The 16,365-nt window shown below is 71.2% G+C and carries 16 protein-coding genes; 12 read left to right on the forward strand and 4 right to left on the reverse strand.

Features of this window, described 5'->3' with window-relative positions; translation table 11 throughout:
• The first annotated feature begins 36 nt into the window (after positions 1 to 36).
• A complete protein-coding gene (locus tag ABZ434_RS06715) occupies positions 37 to 1,029 on the forward strand; it encodes an adenosine deaminase (RefSeq protein ID WP_359132642.1) in 993 nt (330 codons plus the stop codon).
• Here the strand turns inward: ABZ434_RS06715 and ABZ434_RS06720 are convergent.
• Positions 993 to 2,348, reverse strand: a complete 1,356-nt coding sequence (locus tag ABZ434_RS06720; RefSeq protein WP_359132644.1) for an MFS transporter — start codon at positions 2,346 to 2,348, stop codon at positions 993 to 995. The genes ABZ434_RS06715 and ABZ434_RS06720 overlap by 37 nt on opposite strands.
• 366 nt (positions 2,349 to 2,714) lie before the next feature.
• Between ABZ434_RS06720 and ABZ434_RS06725 the strand changes: the two genes are divergently transcribed.
• The 5 genes from ABZ434_RS06725 (at position 2,715) to ABZ434_RS06745 (ending at position 8,235) form a co-directional block, all read left to right on the forward strand.
• Complete coding sequence (locus ABZ434_RS06725) at positions 2,715 to 3,827, forward strand: PfkB family carbohydrate kinase (protein ID WP_359132646.1); 1,113 nt, start codon at positions 2,715 to 2,717, stop codon at positions 3,825 to 3,827.
• A gap of 132 nt (positions 3,828 to 3,959) precedes the next feature.
• Positions 3,960 to 6,089 (forward strand): PhoH family protein, encoded by a 2,130-nt coding sequence (locus tag ABZ434_RS06730; protein WP_359132648.1) that lies wholly within the window; start codon positions 3,960 to 3,962, stop codon positions 6,087 to 6,089.
• 9 nt (positions 6,090 to 6,098) lie between these two features.
• Entirely contained in the window at positions 6,099 to 6,596 is a 498-nt protein-coding gene (ybeY, locus tag ABZ434_RS06735) for an rRNA maturation RNase YbeY (RefSeq protein WP_148018624.1), read from the forward strand.
• Positions 6,593 to 7,885 carry a hemolysin family protein gene (locus tag ABZ434_RS06740; protein ID WP_359132651.1) on the forward strand — a complete coding sequence of 431 codons (1,293 nt, stop codon included), beginning with the start codon at positions 6,593 to 6,595 and terminating at the stop codon, positions 7,883 to 7,885. Before ybeY ends, ABZ434_RS06740 begins: the two co-directional genes overlap by 4 nt.
• The gene (locus ABZ434_RS06745; RefSeq protein ID WP_359132653.1) at positions 7,882 to 8,235 is read left to right on the forward strand and encodes an MmcQ/YjbR family DNA-binding protein; all 354 of its coding nucleotides are present in this window, start codon (positions 7,882 to 7,884) and stop codon (positions 8,233 to 8,235) included. Before ABZ434_RS06740 ends, ABZ434_RS06745 begins: the two co-directional genes overlap by 4 nt.
• Positions 8,236 to 8,250: 15 nt before the next feature.
• On the opposite strand, the gene ABZ434_RS06750 is transcribed toward ABZ434_RS06745, so the two are convergent.
• The gene (locus tag ABZ434_RS06750) at positions 8,251 to 8,898 is read right to left on the reverse strand and encodes a dihydrofolate reductase family protein (RefSeq protein ID WP_359132655.1); all 648 of its coding nucleotides are present in this window, start codon (positions 8,896 to 8,898) and stop codon (positions 8,251 to 8,253) included.
• Between the two features lie 57 nt (positions 8,899 to 8,955).
• Between ABZ434_RS06750 and ABZ434_RS06755 the strand changes: the two genes are divergently transcribed.
• Entirely contained in the window at positions 8,956 to 9,489 is a 534-nt protein-coding gene (locus tag ABZ434_RS06755; RefSeq protein WP_359132658.1) for a helix-turn-helix domain-containing protein, read from the forward strand.
• Positions 9,490 to 9,553: 64 nt separating this feature from the next.
• Here the strand turns inward: ABZ434_RS06755 and ABZ434_RS06760 are convergent, their stop codons facing one another.
• The gene (locus tag ABZ434_RS06760; RefSeq protein WP_359132660.1) at positions 9,554 to 10,966 is read right to left on the reverse strand and encodes an MFS transporter; all 1,413 of its coding nucleotides are present in this window, start codon (positions 10,964 to 10,966) and stop codon (positions 9,554 to 9,556) included.
• 105 nt (positions 10,967 to 11,071) lie between these two features.
• Between ABZ434_RS06760 and ABZ434_RS06765 the strand changes: the two genes are divergently transcribed.
• From ABZ434_RS06765 to era, 5 genes are all read left to right on the forward strand, one after another.
• Positions 11,072 to 11,965, forward strand: a complete 894-nt coding sequence (locus tag ABZ434_RS06765; RefSeq protein ID WP_359132662.1) for a helix-turn-helix transcriptional regulator — start codon at positions 11,072 to 11,074, stop codon at positions 11,963 to 11,965.
• A gap of 54 nt (positions 11,966 to 12,019) precedes the next feature.
• Positions 12,020 to 12,373: a cytidine deaminase gene (locus ABZ434_RS06770; protein WP_359132664.1), complete on the forward strand. Its 354-nt coding sequence runs from the start codon at positions 12,020 to 12,022 to the stop codon at positions 12,371 to 12,373.
• Between the two features lie 215 nt (positions 12,374 to 12,588).
• Entirely contained in the window at positions 12,589 to 13,971 is a 1,383-nt protein-coding gene (locus tag ABZ434_RS06775; protein ID WP_359132667.1) for a beta-xylosidase, read from the forward strand.
• Positions 13,972 to 14,075: 104 nt separating this feature from the next.
• Positions 14,076 to 15,017: a DUF916 domain-containing protein gene (locus tag ABZ434_RS06780; protein WP_359132904.1), complete on the forward strand. Its 942-nt coding sequence runs from the start codon at positions 14,076 to 14,078 to the stop codon at positions 15,015 to 15,017.
• Between the two features lie 62 nt (positions 15,018 to 15,079).
• Entirely contained in the window at positions 15,080 to 16,054 is a 975-nt protein-coding gene (gene era, locus ABZ434_RS06785) for a GTPase Era (RefSeq protein ID WP_359132669.1), read from the forward strand.
• Positions 16,055 to 16,093: 39 nt separating this feature from the next.
• On the opposite strand, the gene ABZ434_RS06790 is transcribed toward era, so the two are convergent.
• On the reverse strand, positions 16,094 to 16,360 hold the full coding sequence (locus ABZ434_RS06790) for a protealysin inhibitor emfourin (RefSeq protein WP_359132671.1): 267 nt from the start codon (positions 16,358 to 16,360) through the stop codon (positions 16,094 to 16,096).
• Positions 16,361 to 16,365: the final 5 nt, after the last annotated feature.

Consider the following 16,365-nt stretch of genomic DNA (forward strand, 5'->3'; position numbering starts at 1 on the left):
CACCTGACAGCACCATCATGCGTAAGTGAGAATCCCGTGCACCTCCCCAAAGCAGAACTCCACCTCCACATCGAAGGGACCCTCGAACCCGAGCTGGCCTTCGCCCTTGCCGCACGCAACGGTGTGGCGCTGCCCTACGCGGACACCGAGGAGCTGCGCAAGGCCTACCTCTTCGACGACCTGCAGAGCTTCCTCGACCTGTACTACGCGCTGATGGCGGTGCTGCGCACCGAGGACGACTTCACCGAACTCGCCGACGCCTACCTCGCCCGCGCCGCCGAGCAGGGCGTGCGCCACGCGGAGATCTTCTTCGACCCGCAGGCGCACACCGCGCGCGGCGTCCCCATCGGCACCGTCGTCGAGGGACTCGGCCGGGCGCTGGAGCGCAGCGAGGAGAAGCACGGCATCTCCACCCAGCTGATCATGTGCTTCCTGCGCGACGAGTCCGCCGAATCGGCGCTGGAGACGCTGGAGGCGGCGAAGCCGTATCTGCACCGGATCAGCGCCGTCGGCCTGGACTCGGCCGAGGTCGGCCATCCGCCCGCCAAGTTCCGCGAGGTGTACGCGGCGGCCGAAGCGCTCGGACTGCGCAAGGTCGCCCACGCGGGCGAGGAGGGGCCGCCCGCCTACATCACCGAGGCGCTCGACGTACTGGGCGTCGAGCGCATCGACCACGGACTGCGCTGCATGGAGGACCCGGAGCTCGTGAAGCGCCTGGTCGCCGACCGGGTGCCGCTCACCCTCTGCCCCCTGTCCAACGTACGGCTGCGCGCCATCGACACGCTGGAGCAGCACCCGCTGCGCGCCATGATGGACGCCGGACTGCTCTGCACGGTGAACTCCGACGACCCCGCCTACTTCGGCGGTTACGTCGGAGACACCTTCCACGCCGTCCACGAGGCGCTCGGGCTGGAGCGCGAGCAGCTGCGCACCCTGGCCCGCAACTCCTTCGAGGCGGCCTTCCTCGACCACGACGAGGAGCGCAGGGCGCGCTATCTGTCCGAGGTCGAGGCGTACGCGTTCGACTGACCGCCACCCGACGGGCCGGCCGTCCGGAAGGCACTCCTGACCAGGCGCCTGCGACGCAGCGAGGGCAGGTTGATCTCCGTGACGGCCTGCTCGGGCGCGCCCAGCTTCGGAACCGCCCCGGGCACCGCACCGGTGGTGACCGCGAGCAGCGCCGCCGGAGCGCCGCCCCTGCGGCGCACCGAGCCCGGCACCAGCGGACGGCCACCGGTGTGCAGGGCCACCGCCGTCACCGGGACCGCGACCAGCAGGGTCACGGCGCCCAGGATCAGCCCCATGACCGGGAAGCCGGCCCCCTCGGACAGCACACTGCCGAGCACCGGGCCGCAGGCCACGCCGACGGACGAGGCCGAGCCGGCCAGGACCGCCCAGCGTCCGCGTACGTCCAGGGAGGCGGCCAGGCCGATCAGATACGACAGGACCACCGGGTAGACGGTGTTCCACAGGATCTCGCCGGTCGCGAACGAGCCGAGGCTCCCGGCCGACGAGCTGAGCACGATGCTCGCCGCGATGACCACGGTGCCCAGTCCGATGGGCACCGCCCGCCCCAGCCGCGCCCCCAGCACGCCGGCCCCCATCACACCGAGCAGACCGGCGCCCAGGGCGGCGGCGAACACGGCGCCGATGGTGACCTCGGAGAGCCCGACCTGGTCCACGCCGATGCGGCTGCTGACCCCCCACAGCGCGTTCTGCGCCATCGACCAGACGAGCATGCCGCCCGCCAGCACCAGGCCCGAGCGGCGGTGCGGCAGCCGGCCCGACGCCGGGACGGCCGGGCCGGACGGGACCGGGCTGCCGAGCCGGGAGGTGGCCGGCCAGACGAGCAGTGCGACCAGCGCGATCGACGCGAACGGCAGCCGGTGGCCGCCGCCCAGGTGCGGGATCGTCAGATACAGGGCGCCCGCCGTCGCCGAGACGCTCAACAGGCCCAGGGACGAGGTCCGGTGCGGATCACGCTGGGCGGCGATGCCCGCAGCGGCCACCGCGGTCGCCGTGCCCGAACCGAAACCGCCGACCACGGCGCCCAGGACCACCAGCGGCACGGACCCCGCCAGCGCGGCGCAGCCGTACCCCAGCACGGCCAGCACCAGTCCGAGCCGCGCCGGTCTCCGGGGGCCGTACGTCTCGACGCGGCCAGCCAGACTGAAGCCGGCCGAGGCCGAACTCAGCAGCAGGGCGCTGCCGACCAGACCGGCCTGGGCCGTGCTGAGGCCCAGATAGACGGAGAGCCGTCCCACGATGGTGGGGAGGAGATAGGCGGCGAGGTAACCGGCGGTGAACACGGCAACCAGAGGCCACGCGGCGCGAGGGCGCGAGGACATGGGCGTTCCTGAAGACATGCCAGAGGAGGCGAGAAGGCAGGGGGAGGGTAAGGCGAGGAATGCGAAGAAGGAGGGAATGCGAGAACTGCGGGAACGCTGAAAACGCGGGGGTTCGGCACACTCGTCGGTCAGAGCCCCGACGGTGGTCGCGGGCCAATTTGTATCAAGCGGTCCGGGCCCACCGAAAGTCGGCACGATGTGATCTGGATCACTTATGCGTTTGGCGCGTTTCTATGCGGGTAACAGCGCATGTTTATGCAGGTCAGCCTCTGTGCGCACAGAGCGCCCACGGACCCGGCGCGGGCCCGGCACACGCGGGCGGGAATCGGGCACACTGGCCGGAACCGCCACGACCGGGAGTGCAAGGTGAGCACCGACATTCCAGCCATCGACCCACTGGACGGGCTGCGCGCACCGCAGGACCCCGACTGCGACGTGTTCCTCACCGGCACGGTCTTCCTCGACATCATCTTCACCGGTCTGGACAGCGCCCCGGTGCGGGGCACCGAGTCCTGGGCCCGCGGCATGGGATCAAGCCCCGGCGGGGTCGCCAACATGGCCACCGCGCTCGCCCGCCTGGGCCTCCACACCTCGCTCGCCGCCGCCTTCGGCGACGACCACTACGGCGAGTACTGCTGGGATGCCCTCGAACAGGGCGAAGGCATCGACCTCTCCCTGTCGCACACCGTCCGCGGATGGCACTCCCCGGTGACCGTCTCGATGGCGTACGAGGGAGAGCGGACCATGGTCTCGCACGGCCACGAGGCGCCGCCCCCACCCGCGTTCGCGCCCCCCGGTGACCCCGCCGCCGCCTCCCCCCGGTGCCCGCCCCGGGCCCGGGCCGCCATCGCCTCGCTGGCCCCCGGCCGCAGCGAACCCTGGGTCGCCACGGCGGCCCGCCGGGGGGCCCTGGTCTTCGCCGACGTCGGCTGGGACGAGACCGGCCGCTGGGACCTCGACGGCCTGACCGACCTGGAGCACTGCCAGGCCTTCCTCCCCAACGCCGAGGAGGCCATGCGCTACACCCGCACCGACTGCCCCCGTGCCGCCGCACACGCCCTGGCCGAGCGGGTTCCGCTCGCCGTCGTCACCCTCGGTGCCGAGGGCGCGTACGCGGTCGACGCGGCCACCGGGACCACCGCCGAGGTTCCCGCGATCGCGGTCGAGGCCCTGGACCCGACCGGTGCCGGCGACGTGTTCGTGGCCGGTTTCGTCACCGGCACCCTCGCCAACTGGCCCCTCGCCGACCGCCTCGCCTTCGCCGGCCTCACCGCGGCCCTCTCGGTCCAGGAGTTCGGCGGCTCGCTCTCCGCCCCCGGCTGGGCGGAGATCGCCGCCTGGTGGCAGCGGATCCGTACCGTCAGCGGCCAGGACCCGGCCGCGCTCCAGAGGTACGCCTTCCTCCAGGACCTGCTTCCCGCGGCCGCCCGGCCCTGGCCGCTGCGCCGCGCCGTCCCGACGATCGGCTTCCGTCCGTAACCCGGCGTCCTCCTTCCGCCCGCGAAAACCTCTCGGTGTTGTCAGTACGGAGTCGTAGGCTGGGTACACCTGAGGTTTTCGAGCAGCGAGAACCCTGCAACGGGAGGTATGTGCAGGCCCGAGGGCCGGCCCATGACTCAGACACCTACACAGCCGCACGCGCGTGCCCACATCAGCATCCCGGCCGCACACCCCATGGTGATGCTGCTGGGAGCGGGCGACTCGCTGCTGCGCGTGATCGAAGCGGCGTTCCCGGCGGCCGACATCCACGTCCGGGGCAATGACATCAGCGCGACGGGTGACGCGGCGGACATCGCCCTGATCCAGCGCCTGTTCGACGAGATGGTGCTGGTGCTCCGCACCGGTCAGCCGATGACGGAGGACGCCGTGGAACGTTCGATCGCGATGCTCAAGGCCAGCGACAACGGCCAGGCGGACGGCAGCGAGACCCCGGCCGAGGTGCTCACACAGAACATCCTCTCCAGCCGCGGCCGCACGATCCGCCCCAAGACGCTCAACCAGAAGCGGTACGTCGACGCGATCGACAAGCACACGATCGTCTTCGGCATCGGTCCCGCCGGTACCGGCAAGACGTACCTCGCCATGGCCAAGGCGGTCCAGGCCCTGCAGTCCAAGCAGGTCAGCCGGATCATCCTGACCCGCCCGGCGGTCGAGGCCGGTGAGCGGCTCGGCTTCCTGCCCGGCACGCTCTTCGACAAGATCGACCCCTACCTGCGCCCGCTCTACGACGCCCTGCACGACATGCTCGACCCGGACTCGATCCCGCGGCTGATGGCGGCGGGCACGATCGAGGTGGCGCCGCTGGCATACATGAGGGGCCGGGCGCAGCCGGTCTTCACCAACGTGCTCACACCCGACGGATGGCGCCCGATCGGCGATCTTGAAGTCGGGGACCTGGTCATCGGATCCGACGGTGCGCCCACGCCAGTCCTCGGTGTGTACCCGCAGGGTGAGAAGGACATCTATCGTGTCAGTGCCCAGGACGGCTCCTGGACCCTGTGCTGCGGTGAGCACCTCTGGACCGTCCGTACGGCTTCGGACAAGCGCCGGGACAAGCCGTGGCGGGTCCTGGAGACCAAGGACATGATCGGTAATCTCCGCGCAGCGCACGCCCGGCGTTACGAGCTGCCGATGCTCACCGCACCGGTCAGCCTCCCTGAGCGCGAGGTGCCGATGGATCCGTACGCGCTGGGGCTGTTGCTCGGGGACGGATGCCTGACCGGGTCCACGACCCCCTCGTTCTCCACAGAGGATCTCGAACTTGCCAAGGCGCTGGAAGGGGCACTGCCGGGTGTCTCCGTGCGACACAAGAGCGGGCCGAACTACGTTCTGAACCGGGTGAAGGCGCCGGGGGACGTGGTTACGCTGGAGAATCCGGTGACCCGCGCGCTGCGCGAACTCGACCTGGTGGGTACCCGGTCGCATTCCAAATTTGTCCCGGATGTCTACCTTCGCAACTCCGCCGATGTCCGCCTTGCCGTGCTTCAGGGGTTGCTGGACGCGGACGGCGGACCGGTCACTCAGACGGACCGCACGTGCCGCGTTCAGTACGGGACGTCGTCCATCATGTTGCGCGACGACGTGATCGCCCTCGTTCAGTCGCTCGGGGGGACCGCGTACACGCGGCGCAGGGCCGCCGAAGGACGTGCACCGGGCTTGGCGAAGGGCCGTGAGGTCCACCCTCGCTACGACGCGCACATCGTCGAAATCCGGCTCCCCGAGGGCATCGAGCCCTTCCGCCTCACCCGCAAGACGGCGAAGTATCACTCAGCAGGCGGTGGTGGCAGGCCGATGCGCTTCATCGACAGCATCGAACCGGCGGGTCGCGAGGAGGCTGTGTGCATCCAGGTCGCCGCAGAGGACTCGCTGTACGTCACCCAGGATTACCTGCTGACGCACAACACCCTCAACGACGCGTTCATCATCCTGGACGAGGCGCAGAACACCAGCGCCGAGCAGATGAAGATGTTCCTGACCCGGCTCGGCTTCGACTCGAAGATCGTCGTCACCGGTGACGTCACCCAGGTCGACCTGCCGAACGGGACCAAGAGCGGTCTGCGCCAGGTGCAGGACATCCTCGAGGGCATCGACGACGTGCACTTCTCCCGGCTCACCTCCCAGGATGTCGTCCGGCACAAGCTGGTCGGCCGTATCGTCGACGCGTACGAGAAGTACGACAGCCAGGGCGACCAGGACGGCCAGGCCGGCAAGAGCCGGGGCCGACGCAACGGGAAGCAGTAGCAGCGCACCATGTCGATCGACGTCAACAACGAGTCCGGAACCGAGGTCGACGAGCAGGCGATCCTCGACATCGCCCGCTACGCGCTCGCGCGGATGAGGATCCACCCGCTCTCCGAGCTCTCGGTGATCGTGGTGGACACCGCCGCCATGGAACAGCTCCACATCCAGTGGATGGACCTGCCGGGCCCGACGGACGTCATGTCCTTCCCGATGGACGAGCTGCGTCCGCCGGCCAAGGACGACGAGGAGCCCCCGCAGGGGCTCCTCGGTGACATCGTGCTCTGCCCGGAGGTCGCCAAGAAGCAGGGCGAGGACGCCGAGACGCAGCACTCCATGGACGAGGAGCTCCAGCTCCTCACCGTCCACGGGGTGCTGCACCTGCTCGGCTACGACCACGAGGAGCCCGACGAGAAGGCCGAGATGTTCGGTCTCCAGGCGGCCATCGTGGACGGCTGGCGCGGCGAGCACGGGCTCACCGGTCCGTCCCCCGCCCCCACCGTCTCGTGAGCCTGCCCCTCGTCTTCGGGGTCGTCCTGCTGGTCGTCGTCGGCTGGCTCGCCGCCTGCGCCGAGGCCGGCATCGCGCGCACGTCGAGCTTCCGGGCCGCCGAGGCGGTCCGCTCGGGGCGGCGCGGCGGCGACAAGCTGGAGCAGGTCGCGGCCGATCCGACGCGCTATCTCAACGTCGCCCTGCTGGTGCGGGTCGCCTGCGAGATGGCGGCCGGGGTGCTCGTCACGTACGCCTGCCTGAGGGAGTTCCCGGAGACCTGGGAGGCGCTGGCCGTCGCCATGGGCGTGATGGTCCTCGTCTCCTACGTCGCCATCGGCGTCTCGCCGCGCACCATCGGCCGCCAGCACCCGCTGAACACGGCCACCGCGGCGGCGTACGTCCTACTGCCGCTGGCCCGGATCATGGGGCCGATCCCGCAGCTGCTGATCCTCATCGGCAACGCGCTGACGCCGGGCAAGGGGTTCCGCAAGGGCCCCTTCGCCAGCGAGGCGGAGCTGCGGGCCATGGTCGACCTCGCCGAGCAGGAGTCGCTGATCGAGGACGAGGAGCGCCGTATGGTGCACTCCGTCTTCGAGCTCGGTGACACGCTCGTGCGGGAGGTCATGGTGCCGCGCACCGACCTGGTCTGCATCGAGCGCTACAAGACGATCCGGCAGGCACTGACGCTGGCCCTGCGTTCCGGTTTCTCGCGGATCCCCGTCACCGGGGAGAACGAGGACGACATCGTCGGGATCGTCTACCTCAAGGACCTGGTCCGCAAGACCCACATCAACCGGGACTCCGAGGCCGACCTGGTCTCCACGGCGATGCGCCCGGCGGCGTTCGTGCCCGACACGAAGAACGCCGGTGACCTGCTGCGGGAGATGCAGCAGGACCGCAGCCACGTCGCCGTCGTCATCGACGAGTACGGCGGCACGGCCGGCATCGTCACCATCGAGGACATCCTGGAGGAGATCGTCGGCGAGATCACCGACGAGTACGACCGGGAGCTGCCGCCGGTCGAGCCGCTGGTGAACGGCTGTTTCCGGGTGACCGCCCGGCTGGACATCGGCGACCTCGGCGAGCTGTTCGGCCTCGACGAGTACGACGACGAGGACGTGGAGACCGTCGGCGGGCTGCTCGCGAAGGCGCTGGGACGGGTTCCGATCGCGGGAGCCTCGTCCGAGGTCGAGCTTCCCGACGGGCGCCGGCTGCGGCTGACCGCGGAGTCCCCGGCGGGCCGGCGGAACAAGATCGTCACGGTGCTGGTGGAGCCGCTGGCTCCCGAGGAGGAGGCGACGGCATGACACCGCAGCAGCTGAGGGCGTTCTGCCTGGGGTTCAACGCGAGCGCGGAGGAGTTCCCGTTCGGGCCGGAGACGTCCGTCTTCAAGGTGCTCGGCAAGATGTTCGCGCTGAGCACGCTGGACGCGAGGCCGCTGACGGTGAACCTCAAGTGCGACCCCGACGACGCGGTGCGGCTCCGGGAGGAGTACGAGGCCGTGGCGCCGGGGTGGCACATGAACAAGCGGCACTGGAACACCGTGACGGTGTCCGGTCTGCCGGACGCGAAGCTGCGTGAGCTGATCGAGGACAGTTACGACCTCGTCGTGGCGAAGCTGCCTCGGGCCGAGCGGCTGCGGCTGGACCGGGCGTAGGGCCTGCCCGGACGGTCACCTCCGCCAGAGCAGGTGGTGCACCACCCCGCTGCCCGGGCTCGGGACCTGCTCCAGGTGGAATCGGTCGGTCAGGTCCTCGGGGGTCTTCCACAGCCGTTCGCCGGCGCCGAAGTCGACCGGCGAGACGGCGACGTGCAGCGAGTCGATGAGATCGGCGTCGAGGAACTCCCGGACCGTGGCGACACCGCCGCCGATGCGCACGTCCTTGCCCTCGGCGGCCTCGAAGGCCCGGGCGAGCGCGTCCTTCGGGGACGCGTCGAGGAAGTGGAACGTGGTCTCCCCCAGGGTGATGGAGGGCCGTTCGTGATGGGTGAGGACGAACACCGGGGTGTGGAACGGGGGCTCCTCGCCCCACCAGCCCTCCCAGTCGTGGTTCTCCCACGGACCGCGCTGCGGGCCGAACTTGTTGCGCCCCATGATCTCGGCGCCGATGTTGTTGGTGAAGTCGCGGGTGAAGTAGTCGTCCAGGCCGAGGGTGCCCCCGGGGTCGGTCCGGTTGGGCCAGTGGGCGGTGGCGCCGGCCCACGAGATGATCGCGCCGGGGTCGACGTTGCCGAACGGGCGGTCGAGCGTTTGGCCCTCCCCGGCGCCGTAGCCGTCTCGGGAGACACAGAAGTTCTGGACGCGGACCAGCTGTTTCATCGGATCCCCTTCCGATTGCAATCTGCAACCGGTCCGTAAGCTATCTAGACTGCTCCCATGTTGCAACCAGTTCCGGTCGGAAAGCTGCCCGTGTCGCCGGGCCGGTCCGGCTGCCCGATCAACATGACGGTCGAGCTCCTCGGGGACCGCTGGAGCCTGATCGTGCTGCGCGACATCATGTTCGGCGGCCTCACCCACTTCCGGGAGCTGCTCAACGCCTCCATGGAACGCATCGCGTCCAACATCCTGGCCAACCGGCTCGCGAAACTGGTCGAGGCGGGGCTGCTCACCCGGGACGACGACCCGAGCCACCGCCAGAAGGTCGCGTACCACCTCACCGAGGCGGCGATCCAGCTCGTCCCGGTGATGGCCCAGCTCGGCGCCTGGGGCGCGCGCTGGCTGGACACGGCGCCGGAACTGACCGTGCGGGCCGAACTGCTGGCCGCCGGCGGCCCCCCGATGTGGGAGCGGTTCATGGCCGAACTCCGCGCCACCCACCTCGCCGGGGCACCGGCGCCCACGGACGGCGTGCTGGCGGAACTGACCGCCGCCTACGAGGACGCGCTCGCCCGGGAGAAGCGCATCCCCTAGCCAGGCCCTTCCGTGGCGGATCAGGCCGGGCTCGCGGGGGCCGGCCCGGCCCGAACGCAAGGCGTCAGGCCCGCCTCAGACCCGCGCCCACCACGCCCGCGGCGACGACCAGCAGACCCGCGGCAACCGCGACCACGGTCCGCACCCCGTCGAACAGCGAGCCCTGGGTCGTCGCCAGCACGCCGAGGAGCGGGATCCCGACCGTGAGCCCGACCTGCTGGGTCGTGGTGACCAGACCGGTCGCCAGGCCCTGCTCCTCGTTCGGCACCCCCGAGGTGACAGTGACGCCGTACGCGATGATCGCGCCGAGGTGGCACATGCTGGCCAGCGAGACCGCGACCGTGGCCAGCCAGACGCCCGAACCCGTGCCGAGGCCCAGCAGGGCCGCGATGAACAGGCCCTGGCCCAGTAGGGAGGCGGCCAGGGTGCGCCGGGCACCGAACCGGCCGATGACCTTCGGGGCGTACACACCCGCCGCCACGGAGGCGACGCCCTGCGCCCCGAAGACCAGCCCGGTCCCGAAGGCCGACAGGTCCAGGACCTCCTGGAGGTACAGGGTCAGGACGAAGACGATGGTGCTCATCATCGAGAAGGTGAGCAGCCCGCCCAGATTGCCGAAGGCCACCGTGCGCCGGCGGAGCATCGGCAGCGAGACCAGCGGGGCGGACGCGCGCGACTCGACGACCGCGAACGCGGCGAGCAGGACGAGTCCGGCGGCCAGCGAGGCCTGCACGTCCACGCGGCCGAAACCGTGCTCGGCCGCCGTGGAGAGGGCGTAGATCAGCGCGAGGAGCCCACCGGTGACGGTCACGGCGCCCGGTACGTCCAGTCGCGGCCGGTCGGGCGTACGGGACTCGGTGAGGAGCGCGGGCGCCGCCGCGAGCACGGCCACCGCGGCCACGGTCAGCAGCCCCATGGTGGAGCGCCAGCCGAGGGTTTCGGTGAGGGTGCCGCCGGCCACCATCCCCACGGTGAAGCCGAGGGAGAGCAGGGTGCCGCTGATGCCGAGCGCCCGGTCCCGCAGCGGCCCCTCCGGGAACGTGGTGGTGAGCAGGGACATCCCGGTCGGCACGATGGCTGCGGCACCGAGTCCCTGGAGCGCACGCCCGGTGAGGAAGGCGGCCGGGTTCCAGGCGAGCGTGGCCAGCAGTGAGGCCGCGCCGAAGACCACGAGGCCGGTGAGGAACAGCCGGCGGCGGCCGTAGAGGTCGGCGATCCGGCCGAAGAGCAGCAGGAAACCGCCGGACGGCAGGGCGAATGCGGTGATCGCCCACTGGAGGCCGGAGCGGCTCAGCCCGAGGTCGTCGCCGAGGACGGGCAGCGCCACGTTCAGTACGGAGAAGTCGAGCGACACCATGAACTGGGCGGCGCACAGGACGAGGAGGACGAGCCGGGCCCGGCCGGTGAGCCGGCCCTGGTCGGAAGGTGCGGGGAGGGGAGCGGTGACAGCCGCTGGGGAAGGTGAGTCGATCGCCATGGACATGAGCCTGCGGCAGCCGGAATATCCATGGGGAGCCGGTACTTATCCTGTTGGCCGCACCACCAGGCAGGCGCGGACCCGGATACCAGGGGGAGCACGTACGTGGGCACACCGGCCCGGACGGCGGGGGACGCCGGCAAGTCGCACCGCCTCGGCGAGCTGCGGGAGTTCCTGATGAGCAGGCGGGCGCGCGTCAGCCCGGCCGAGGCGGGCCTGCCGGACGGCGGGGCCCGACGGCGTACCCCCGGGCTGCGCCGCGAGGAGGTCGCGGTCCTCGCGGGGGTGGGCGTCTCCTGGTACCAATGGCTGGAGCAGGGCCGCGACATCACCGTCTCGCCCCAGGTGCTGGACTCCGTCGCCCGGGTGCTGCGGCTCAGCAGCGCCGAACGCCGTCACCTCTACGTACTGGCGGGGCTCAATCCGCCCGCCCCCGAGGTCGATCCGGCGCACACGGACATGTGTGAGGGGCTCCAGCGGCTGCTCGACGGCTGGATGCCGTTCCCGGCACACATCATGGACGCCTACTGGAACGTCATCCTCTACAACGACGCTGCCTCGATGGTGATGGGGCTGGGGCCGGACCGGCCGCAGAACTGTGTGATCGCCTTCTTCACCGACCCCGTCCACCGGGGCGGTGAGCAGCAGTGGTGGGACACCGCCGCCCGGGTCGTCGCCCAGTTCCGGGCCGCGTGTTCGGAGTGCCCCGACGACGAGGGATTCCGGGCGATCGTGGCCGAGGCGGCCGAGCGCAGCCCCGAGTTCGCCGAGCTGTGGGCGCGGCGGGACGTCGCGCCGGGCGGGCAGATGCGCAAGGAGATGTCGCATCCGGCCGTGGGGGAGCTGGTGGTGGAGGCGACCCAGCTGCGCATTCCGGCCCGTCCGGATCTCGCGGTCGTGCTGCACAACCCGTGGCCGGGCACCGGCACCGAGGAGAAGCTGCGGTGGCTGGCCTCGCCGGAGGGCCGGCGCGGCTCCATGCGCCAGGTGCGGGCATGACAGGACCGGACGCCCGCGTGCCGTAACCCTCGCCGGGCTTCGTATGCTCGGCACATGAGCGATAGCACCGACCTCGGCGCCGAGGACCGAAAGATCGTCACGCTGGCGCGCAGCGCCCGCGCCCGCAACGGTGTGCCCGAGGGCGCGGCCGTACGGGACGAGACCGGACGCACGTATGTGGCAGGCACGGTGGAGCTGGAGTCGCTGCGGCTCAGCGCGCTCCGGACGGCTGTCGCGATGGCCGTGGCCAGTGGGGCCACGTCGCTGGAGGCGGCCGCGGTCGTCTCCGAGGCGCAGACGCCGTCCGACGAGGACCGGGCCGCGGTAAGGGACCTGGGCGGGGCGGACACACCCGTCCTGCTTGCGGGGCCCGACGGAGTGCTGCGGCTCACCGTGACGGCGGGCTGAACCTCCGCAGGACCACCATCGTGTGTACGGACGCCCCGCGCCCCACCGGCGCGGGGCGTTCGTAACAGGATGTGCGGGAGTCACGGATCTTGACACCATCTGATGGGCCATCAGTCAACGCATTTCGATGCCATTGACTTCTTCCGGGCCGGAGTCATCAATGGCCCCCTGCCGGCGCGGACGAGCCGCGCGCCGGATCCGCAGGAGGGGGCTCCATGCGTTCAGCCACACGAAGATCCGACAGCCGAAGATCCTGTCGCCGGGACCGTCCGGACCGCGGCCGCCGCTGGGCCGCCGCGCTGGGTGCCGGAGCGCTCGTCGTCACCGGGGGAGGGCTGCTCGCCGGACCCGCGCAGGCCAGTGCGACGGCCTCGGCCGCGGTGGTCTTCCCGACCCACTGCATCCCGCCCGCCATCGCAGGCCTTCCGCCGATCGACGGGACGACGTCGGCCGAGATCACCGTCGACAACGCCGCGCCCGAGGTCGGTGACACGGTCACGGTGACGTACACCGTCGTCGAACCGGCCGCGAGCAACCCGGTCGACCTGGCCCTGCCCGCCGACATCATGACGCCCACCGGGAAAGTCACCGTGGGCGGCGCGCAGTCCGCCGACGTCACGGTGGCGGGACCGAAGAAGAACGAACCCGTACCGGGCAAGGGTGATTTCCCGTCCTTCTCCATGACCGGAACGTTCACCGTCACCGCGCCCGGCGAGATCACCCTCTCGCCCGGCGACTACAACATCCACACCAGCTACATCATGGAGCTGGACACACCCTGCACGGTCACCGATCCGCCCGCACCCGTCTCCCTGACCATCATCGCCACGGACGGCGGCGGCCAGGTCAACGAACGGGCCATCCAGCTCGGTACGGCCTCCGGCGCGGCCGGTGACCAGGTCACCGTGACCGGGTCGAAGTTCACCGCGGGCGCGTCCGTCACACTCGTCGGCCGGGCCGGGGACGCACCGACCGGCGACACCGCGACGGTCACGGCGGACGACGCGGGCGCCTTCACCGGGCAGCTCACCGTCGACGATCCGGCCACGACCGGCATCGTGGCCTACGAGGGCGCCGACTGGGACGCCGCCAAGGGTGCGGGCCCCCGGGCCTACACCGTCACCGGAGGCGGCGGCGAGATCCCGGACGGCAGCCAGAAGCTGACCTCGTCCGTCAGACCGGGCACGCTCTCCATGGCTCAGGCCGGGGACTCCGTCGCGCTGTCGGCGGTCGACCTCGGGCAGGGCGGCGCTTCCACCGGCGCCTTGCAGACCGTGACGGTCCAGGACTTCCGGGGCGGCCCCGCGGGCTGGTCCCTGACCGGCAGGGTCACCGACTTCAAGGGCCCGGGAGGGGCGACGATCGACGCGGCCGCGCTCGGCTGGAGCCCGGCCTGCGCGACGAAGGCCGGCAGCCCGAGCACCTGTGCGGCCGGGTCCGGGGGATCGGTCGGCAGCGCGGGGGCCACCCTGGCGTCCACGCCGGACGGGGCCTTCACCGGCGGTGAGTTCACCGTCGATGCCCAGCTGTCGCTGGACGTCCCGGCGTTCACCGCCGCGGGCGCGTACACGGGAGTGCTCACGCTCACCCTCACGTGAGCGAGCGCCACTGATCAACCGGTGGGCCGGGCGCGCACCCGGCCGGCCCACCCCGCCCGAGCGTGCACATGGGAGCCCGCACCGTGCGCAAACCCTCCGTACTCCTGTCGACCCTCGCCACCCTCCTGGCCGGAGCCCTGCTCCTGCTCGGCGCGCCCGCCGCCGACGCCGCCGACAACGGCAGCTGGTCGGTCTTCCCCACCACCGCCGACGCGGGCGCGCGGCCGTACTTCTACCTCTCCGCCGACCCCGGCGCCACCCTCACCGACCAGGTCACCGTCACCAACAAGACCGGTGAACCCCTGACCTTCCGGCTGTACGCCGCCGACGCCTACAACACCGCACGCGACGGCGGATTCGCGGTCCGGGCGCAGAACGAGAAGCAGCGCTCCGTCGGAGCCTGGGCGAAGGCCGGGCGCGACAGGGTCACCGTGAAACCGCACGGGTCGATCACCGTTCCCGTCACCATCAAGGTGCCCGAGGACGCCGAACCGGGCGACCACCCCGGCGCGCTCGTCGCCCTGGACGAGCGCCTCGACCCCGCGGACGAGGGCGCCGTCGCCGTCGGCATCCAGAAGGCTGTGGGCGCCCGGATCTATCTGCGGGTCAACGGCCCCACGATGCCCGCGCTCTCCGTCGAGGACGTGTCGGTCGAGCACTCCCAGCCCCTGGTCCCGGGCACGGGGGAGTCCCGGGCCGTCATCTCGTACACGCTCCGCAACCGCGGCAACGTCACCCTCAGCCCCAAGGTCGCGCTCAAGGCCGAGGGCCTCTTCGGCCGCACCCTGCTCACCCGCGATCTCGAGCGCATCCCCTCCGAGCTGCTGCCGCGCCAGGAGGTCCGGCTCACCGAGGAGTGGGCGGGCGCGCCCCAGGTGGAGTGGGGCGAGATCAGGCTGACCGCGAGCGCGCGCGACACCCGCGAGTCCGCTGCCGTGTCGTACTTCGCGCTGCCCTGGCTGGTCGCCGGGGTGCTCCTGGCGGTGCTCGCCGGGGGTGCGGCGCTGTGGATCCGGTCACGCCGCAGCCGTCGCCGCACGGCCTGAGAAGCGGGTCCGGTGGCCGCGGCGGGCTCCATGGTGCCCCGCGGCCGCCGGGATCGGGGACAATGGGCGCCATGAGCGCTCGACCTAACCCAGAAGCTGCTGCGCAGCAGGCTGAGAACACCGCCCCCCACCGGGCCGGTTTCGCCTGCTTCGTGGGCCGTCCCAACGCGGGCAAGTCCACCCTTACGAACGCTCTGGTCGGCCAGAAGGTGGCGATCACGTCCAACCGGCCCCAGACGACCCGGCACACCGTGCGCGGCATCGTGCACCGGCCGGACGCACAGCTGATCCTGGTCGACACCCCCGGCCTCCACAAGCCGCGCACCCTGCTGGGCGAGCGTCTCAACGACGTCGTACGCACCACCTGGGCCGAGGTCGACGTCATCGGCTTCTGCCTGCCCGCCGACCAGAAGCTCGGCCCCGGCGACAAGTACATCGTCAAGGAACTCGCGGGCATCAAGAAGACGCCCAAGATCGCGATCATCACCAAGTCCGACCTGGTCGAGTCCAAGCAGCTCGCCGAACAGCTGCTGGCCGTCTCCCGCCTCGGCGAGGAGCTCGGCTTCGAGTGGGCGGAGATCATCCCGGTCTCGGCGGTCAAGGACGATCAGGTCGGCCTGCTGGCCGACCTGATCGCCCCGCTGCTCCCCCAGAGCCCGCCGCTCTACCCGGAGGGCGACCTCACCGACGAGCCCGAGATGGTCATGGTCGCGGAGCTGATCCGGGAGGCCGCGCTCGAAGGCGTACGGGACGAGCTGCCGCACTCCATCGCGGTCGTCGTCGAGGAGATGCTGCCGCGCGAGGACCGTCCGGCGGACAAGCCGCTGCTCGACATCCACGCCAACGTCTACATCGAGCGGCCCAGCCAGAAGGGCATCATCATCGGCCCCAAGGGCAAGCGGCTGAAGGAAGTCGGCACGAAGTCGCGCAAGCACATCGAGGCCCTGCTGGGCACACCGGTCTTCCTCGATCTGCACGTGAAGGTCGCCAAGGACTGGCAGCGCGACCCCAAGCAGCTGCGCAAGCTGGGGTTCTGAGCACCCCGCCGGCGGTCTCTCACGCCGGCGCCGGCGGTCTCACGCGCCCTCCTTCAGGACGCGTGAGACCAGGGCGCGCTGGGCGTCGGTCAGCCGCGGGTCCGCGCAGTTCACGGTGCGGTCGCCGACCGTGATCCGGTAACTGAAGCCGTCCGGGACGCCGGCCGCGGGAGCCTCCCGGCCGCCGGTGAGCGCCGATTCGGCCAGCGCCTCCCACTCGTGGGCATCGGCCCGTCCAGAGGTGTCGATCTCGCGGTGGCGCGCGATGCCGGCGAAGCCGCCGGTCCTGCTCACCCTGATCCGCATGCGGT

This window comes from Streptomyces sp. NPDC005761 (assembly GCF_040630635.1).
GTDB lineage: Bacteria > Actinomycetota > Actinomycetes > Streptomycetales > Streptomycetaceae > Streptomyces.

Excerpts from the sequence above, each read along its gene's own strand:
- ABZ434_RS06720 (WP_359132644.1), bottom strand. The coding sequence starts at position 2,348 with ATGTCCTCGCGCCCTCGCGCCGCGTGGCCTCTGGTTGCCGTGTTCACC.
- ABZ434_RS06730 (WP_359132648.1), top strand. The coding sequence starts at position 3,960 with ATGACTCAGACACCTACACAGCCGCACGCGCGTGCCCACATCAGCATC.
- ybeY (WP_148018624.1), top strand. The coding sequence starts at position 6,099 with ATGTCGATCGACGTCAACAACGAGTCCGGAACCGAGGTCGACGAGCAG.
- ABZ434_RS06745 (WP_359132653.1), top strand. The coding sequence starts at position 7,882 with ATGACACCGCAGCAGCTGAGGGCGTTCTGCCTGGGGTTCAACGCGAGC.
- ABZ434_RS06750 (WP_359132655.1), bottom strand. The coding sequence starts at position 8,898 with ATGAAACAGCTGGTCCGCGTCCAGAACTTCTGTGTCTCCCGAGACGGC.
- ABZ434_RS06755 (WP_359132658.1), top strand. The coding sequence starts at position 8,956 with ATGTTGCAACCAGTTCCGGTCGGAAAGCTGCCCGTGTCGCCGGGCCGG.
- ABZ434_RS06760 (WP_359132660.1), bottom strand. The coding sequence starts at position 10,966 with ATGGCGATCGACTCACCTTCCCCAGCGGCTGTCACCGCTCCCCTCCCC.
- ABZ434_RS06770 (WP_359132664.1), top strand. The coding sequence starts at position 12,020 with ATGAGCGATAGCACCGACCTCGGCGCCGAGGACCGAAAGATCGTCACG.
- ABZ434_RS06775 (WP_359132667.1), top strand. The coding sequence starts at position 12,589 with ATGCGTTCAGCCACACGAAGATCCGACAGCCGAAGATCCTGTCGCCGG.
- era (WP_359132669.1), top strand. The coding sequence starts at position 15,080 with ATGGGCGCCATGAGCGCTCGACCTAACCCAGAAGCTGCTGCGCAGCAG.
- ABZ434_RS06790 (WP_359132671.1), bottom strand. The coding sequence starts at position 16,360 with ATGCGGATCAGGGTGAGCAGGACCGGCGGCTTCGCCGGCATCGCGCGC.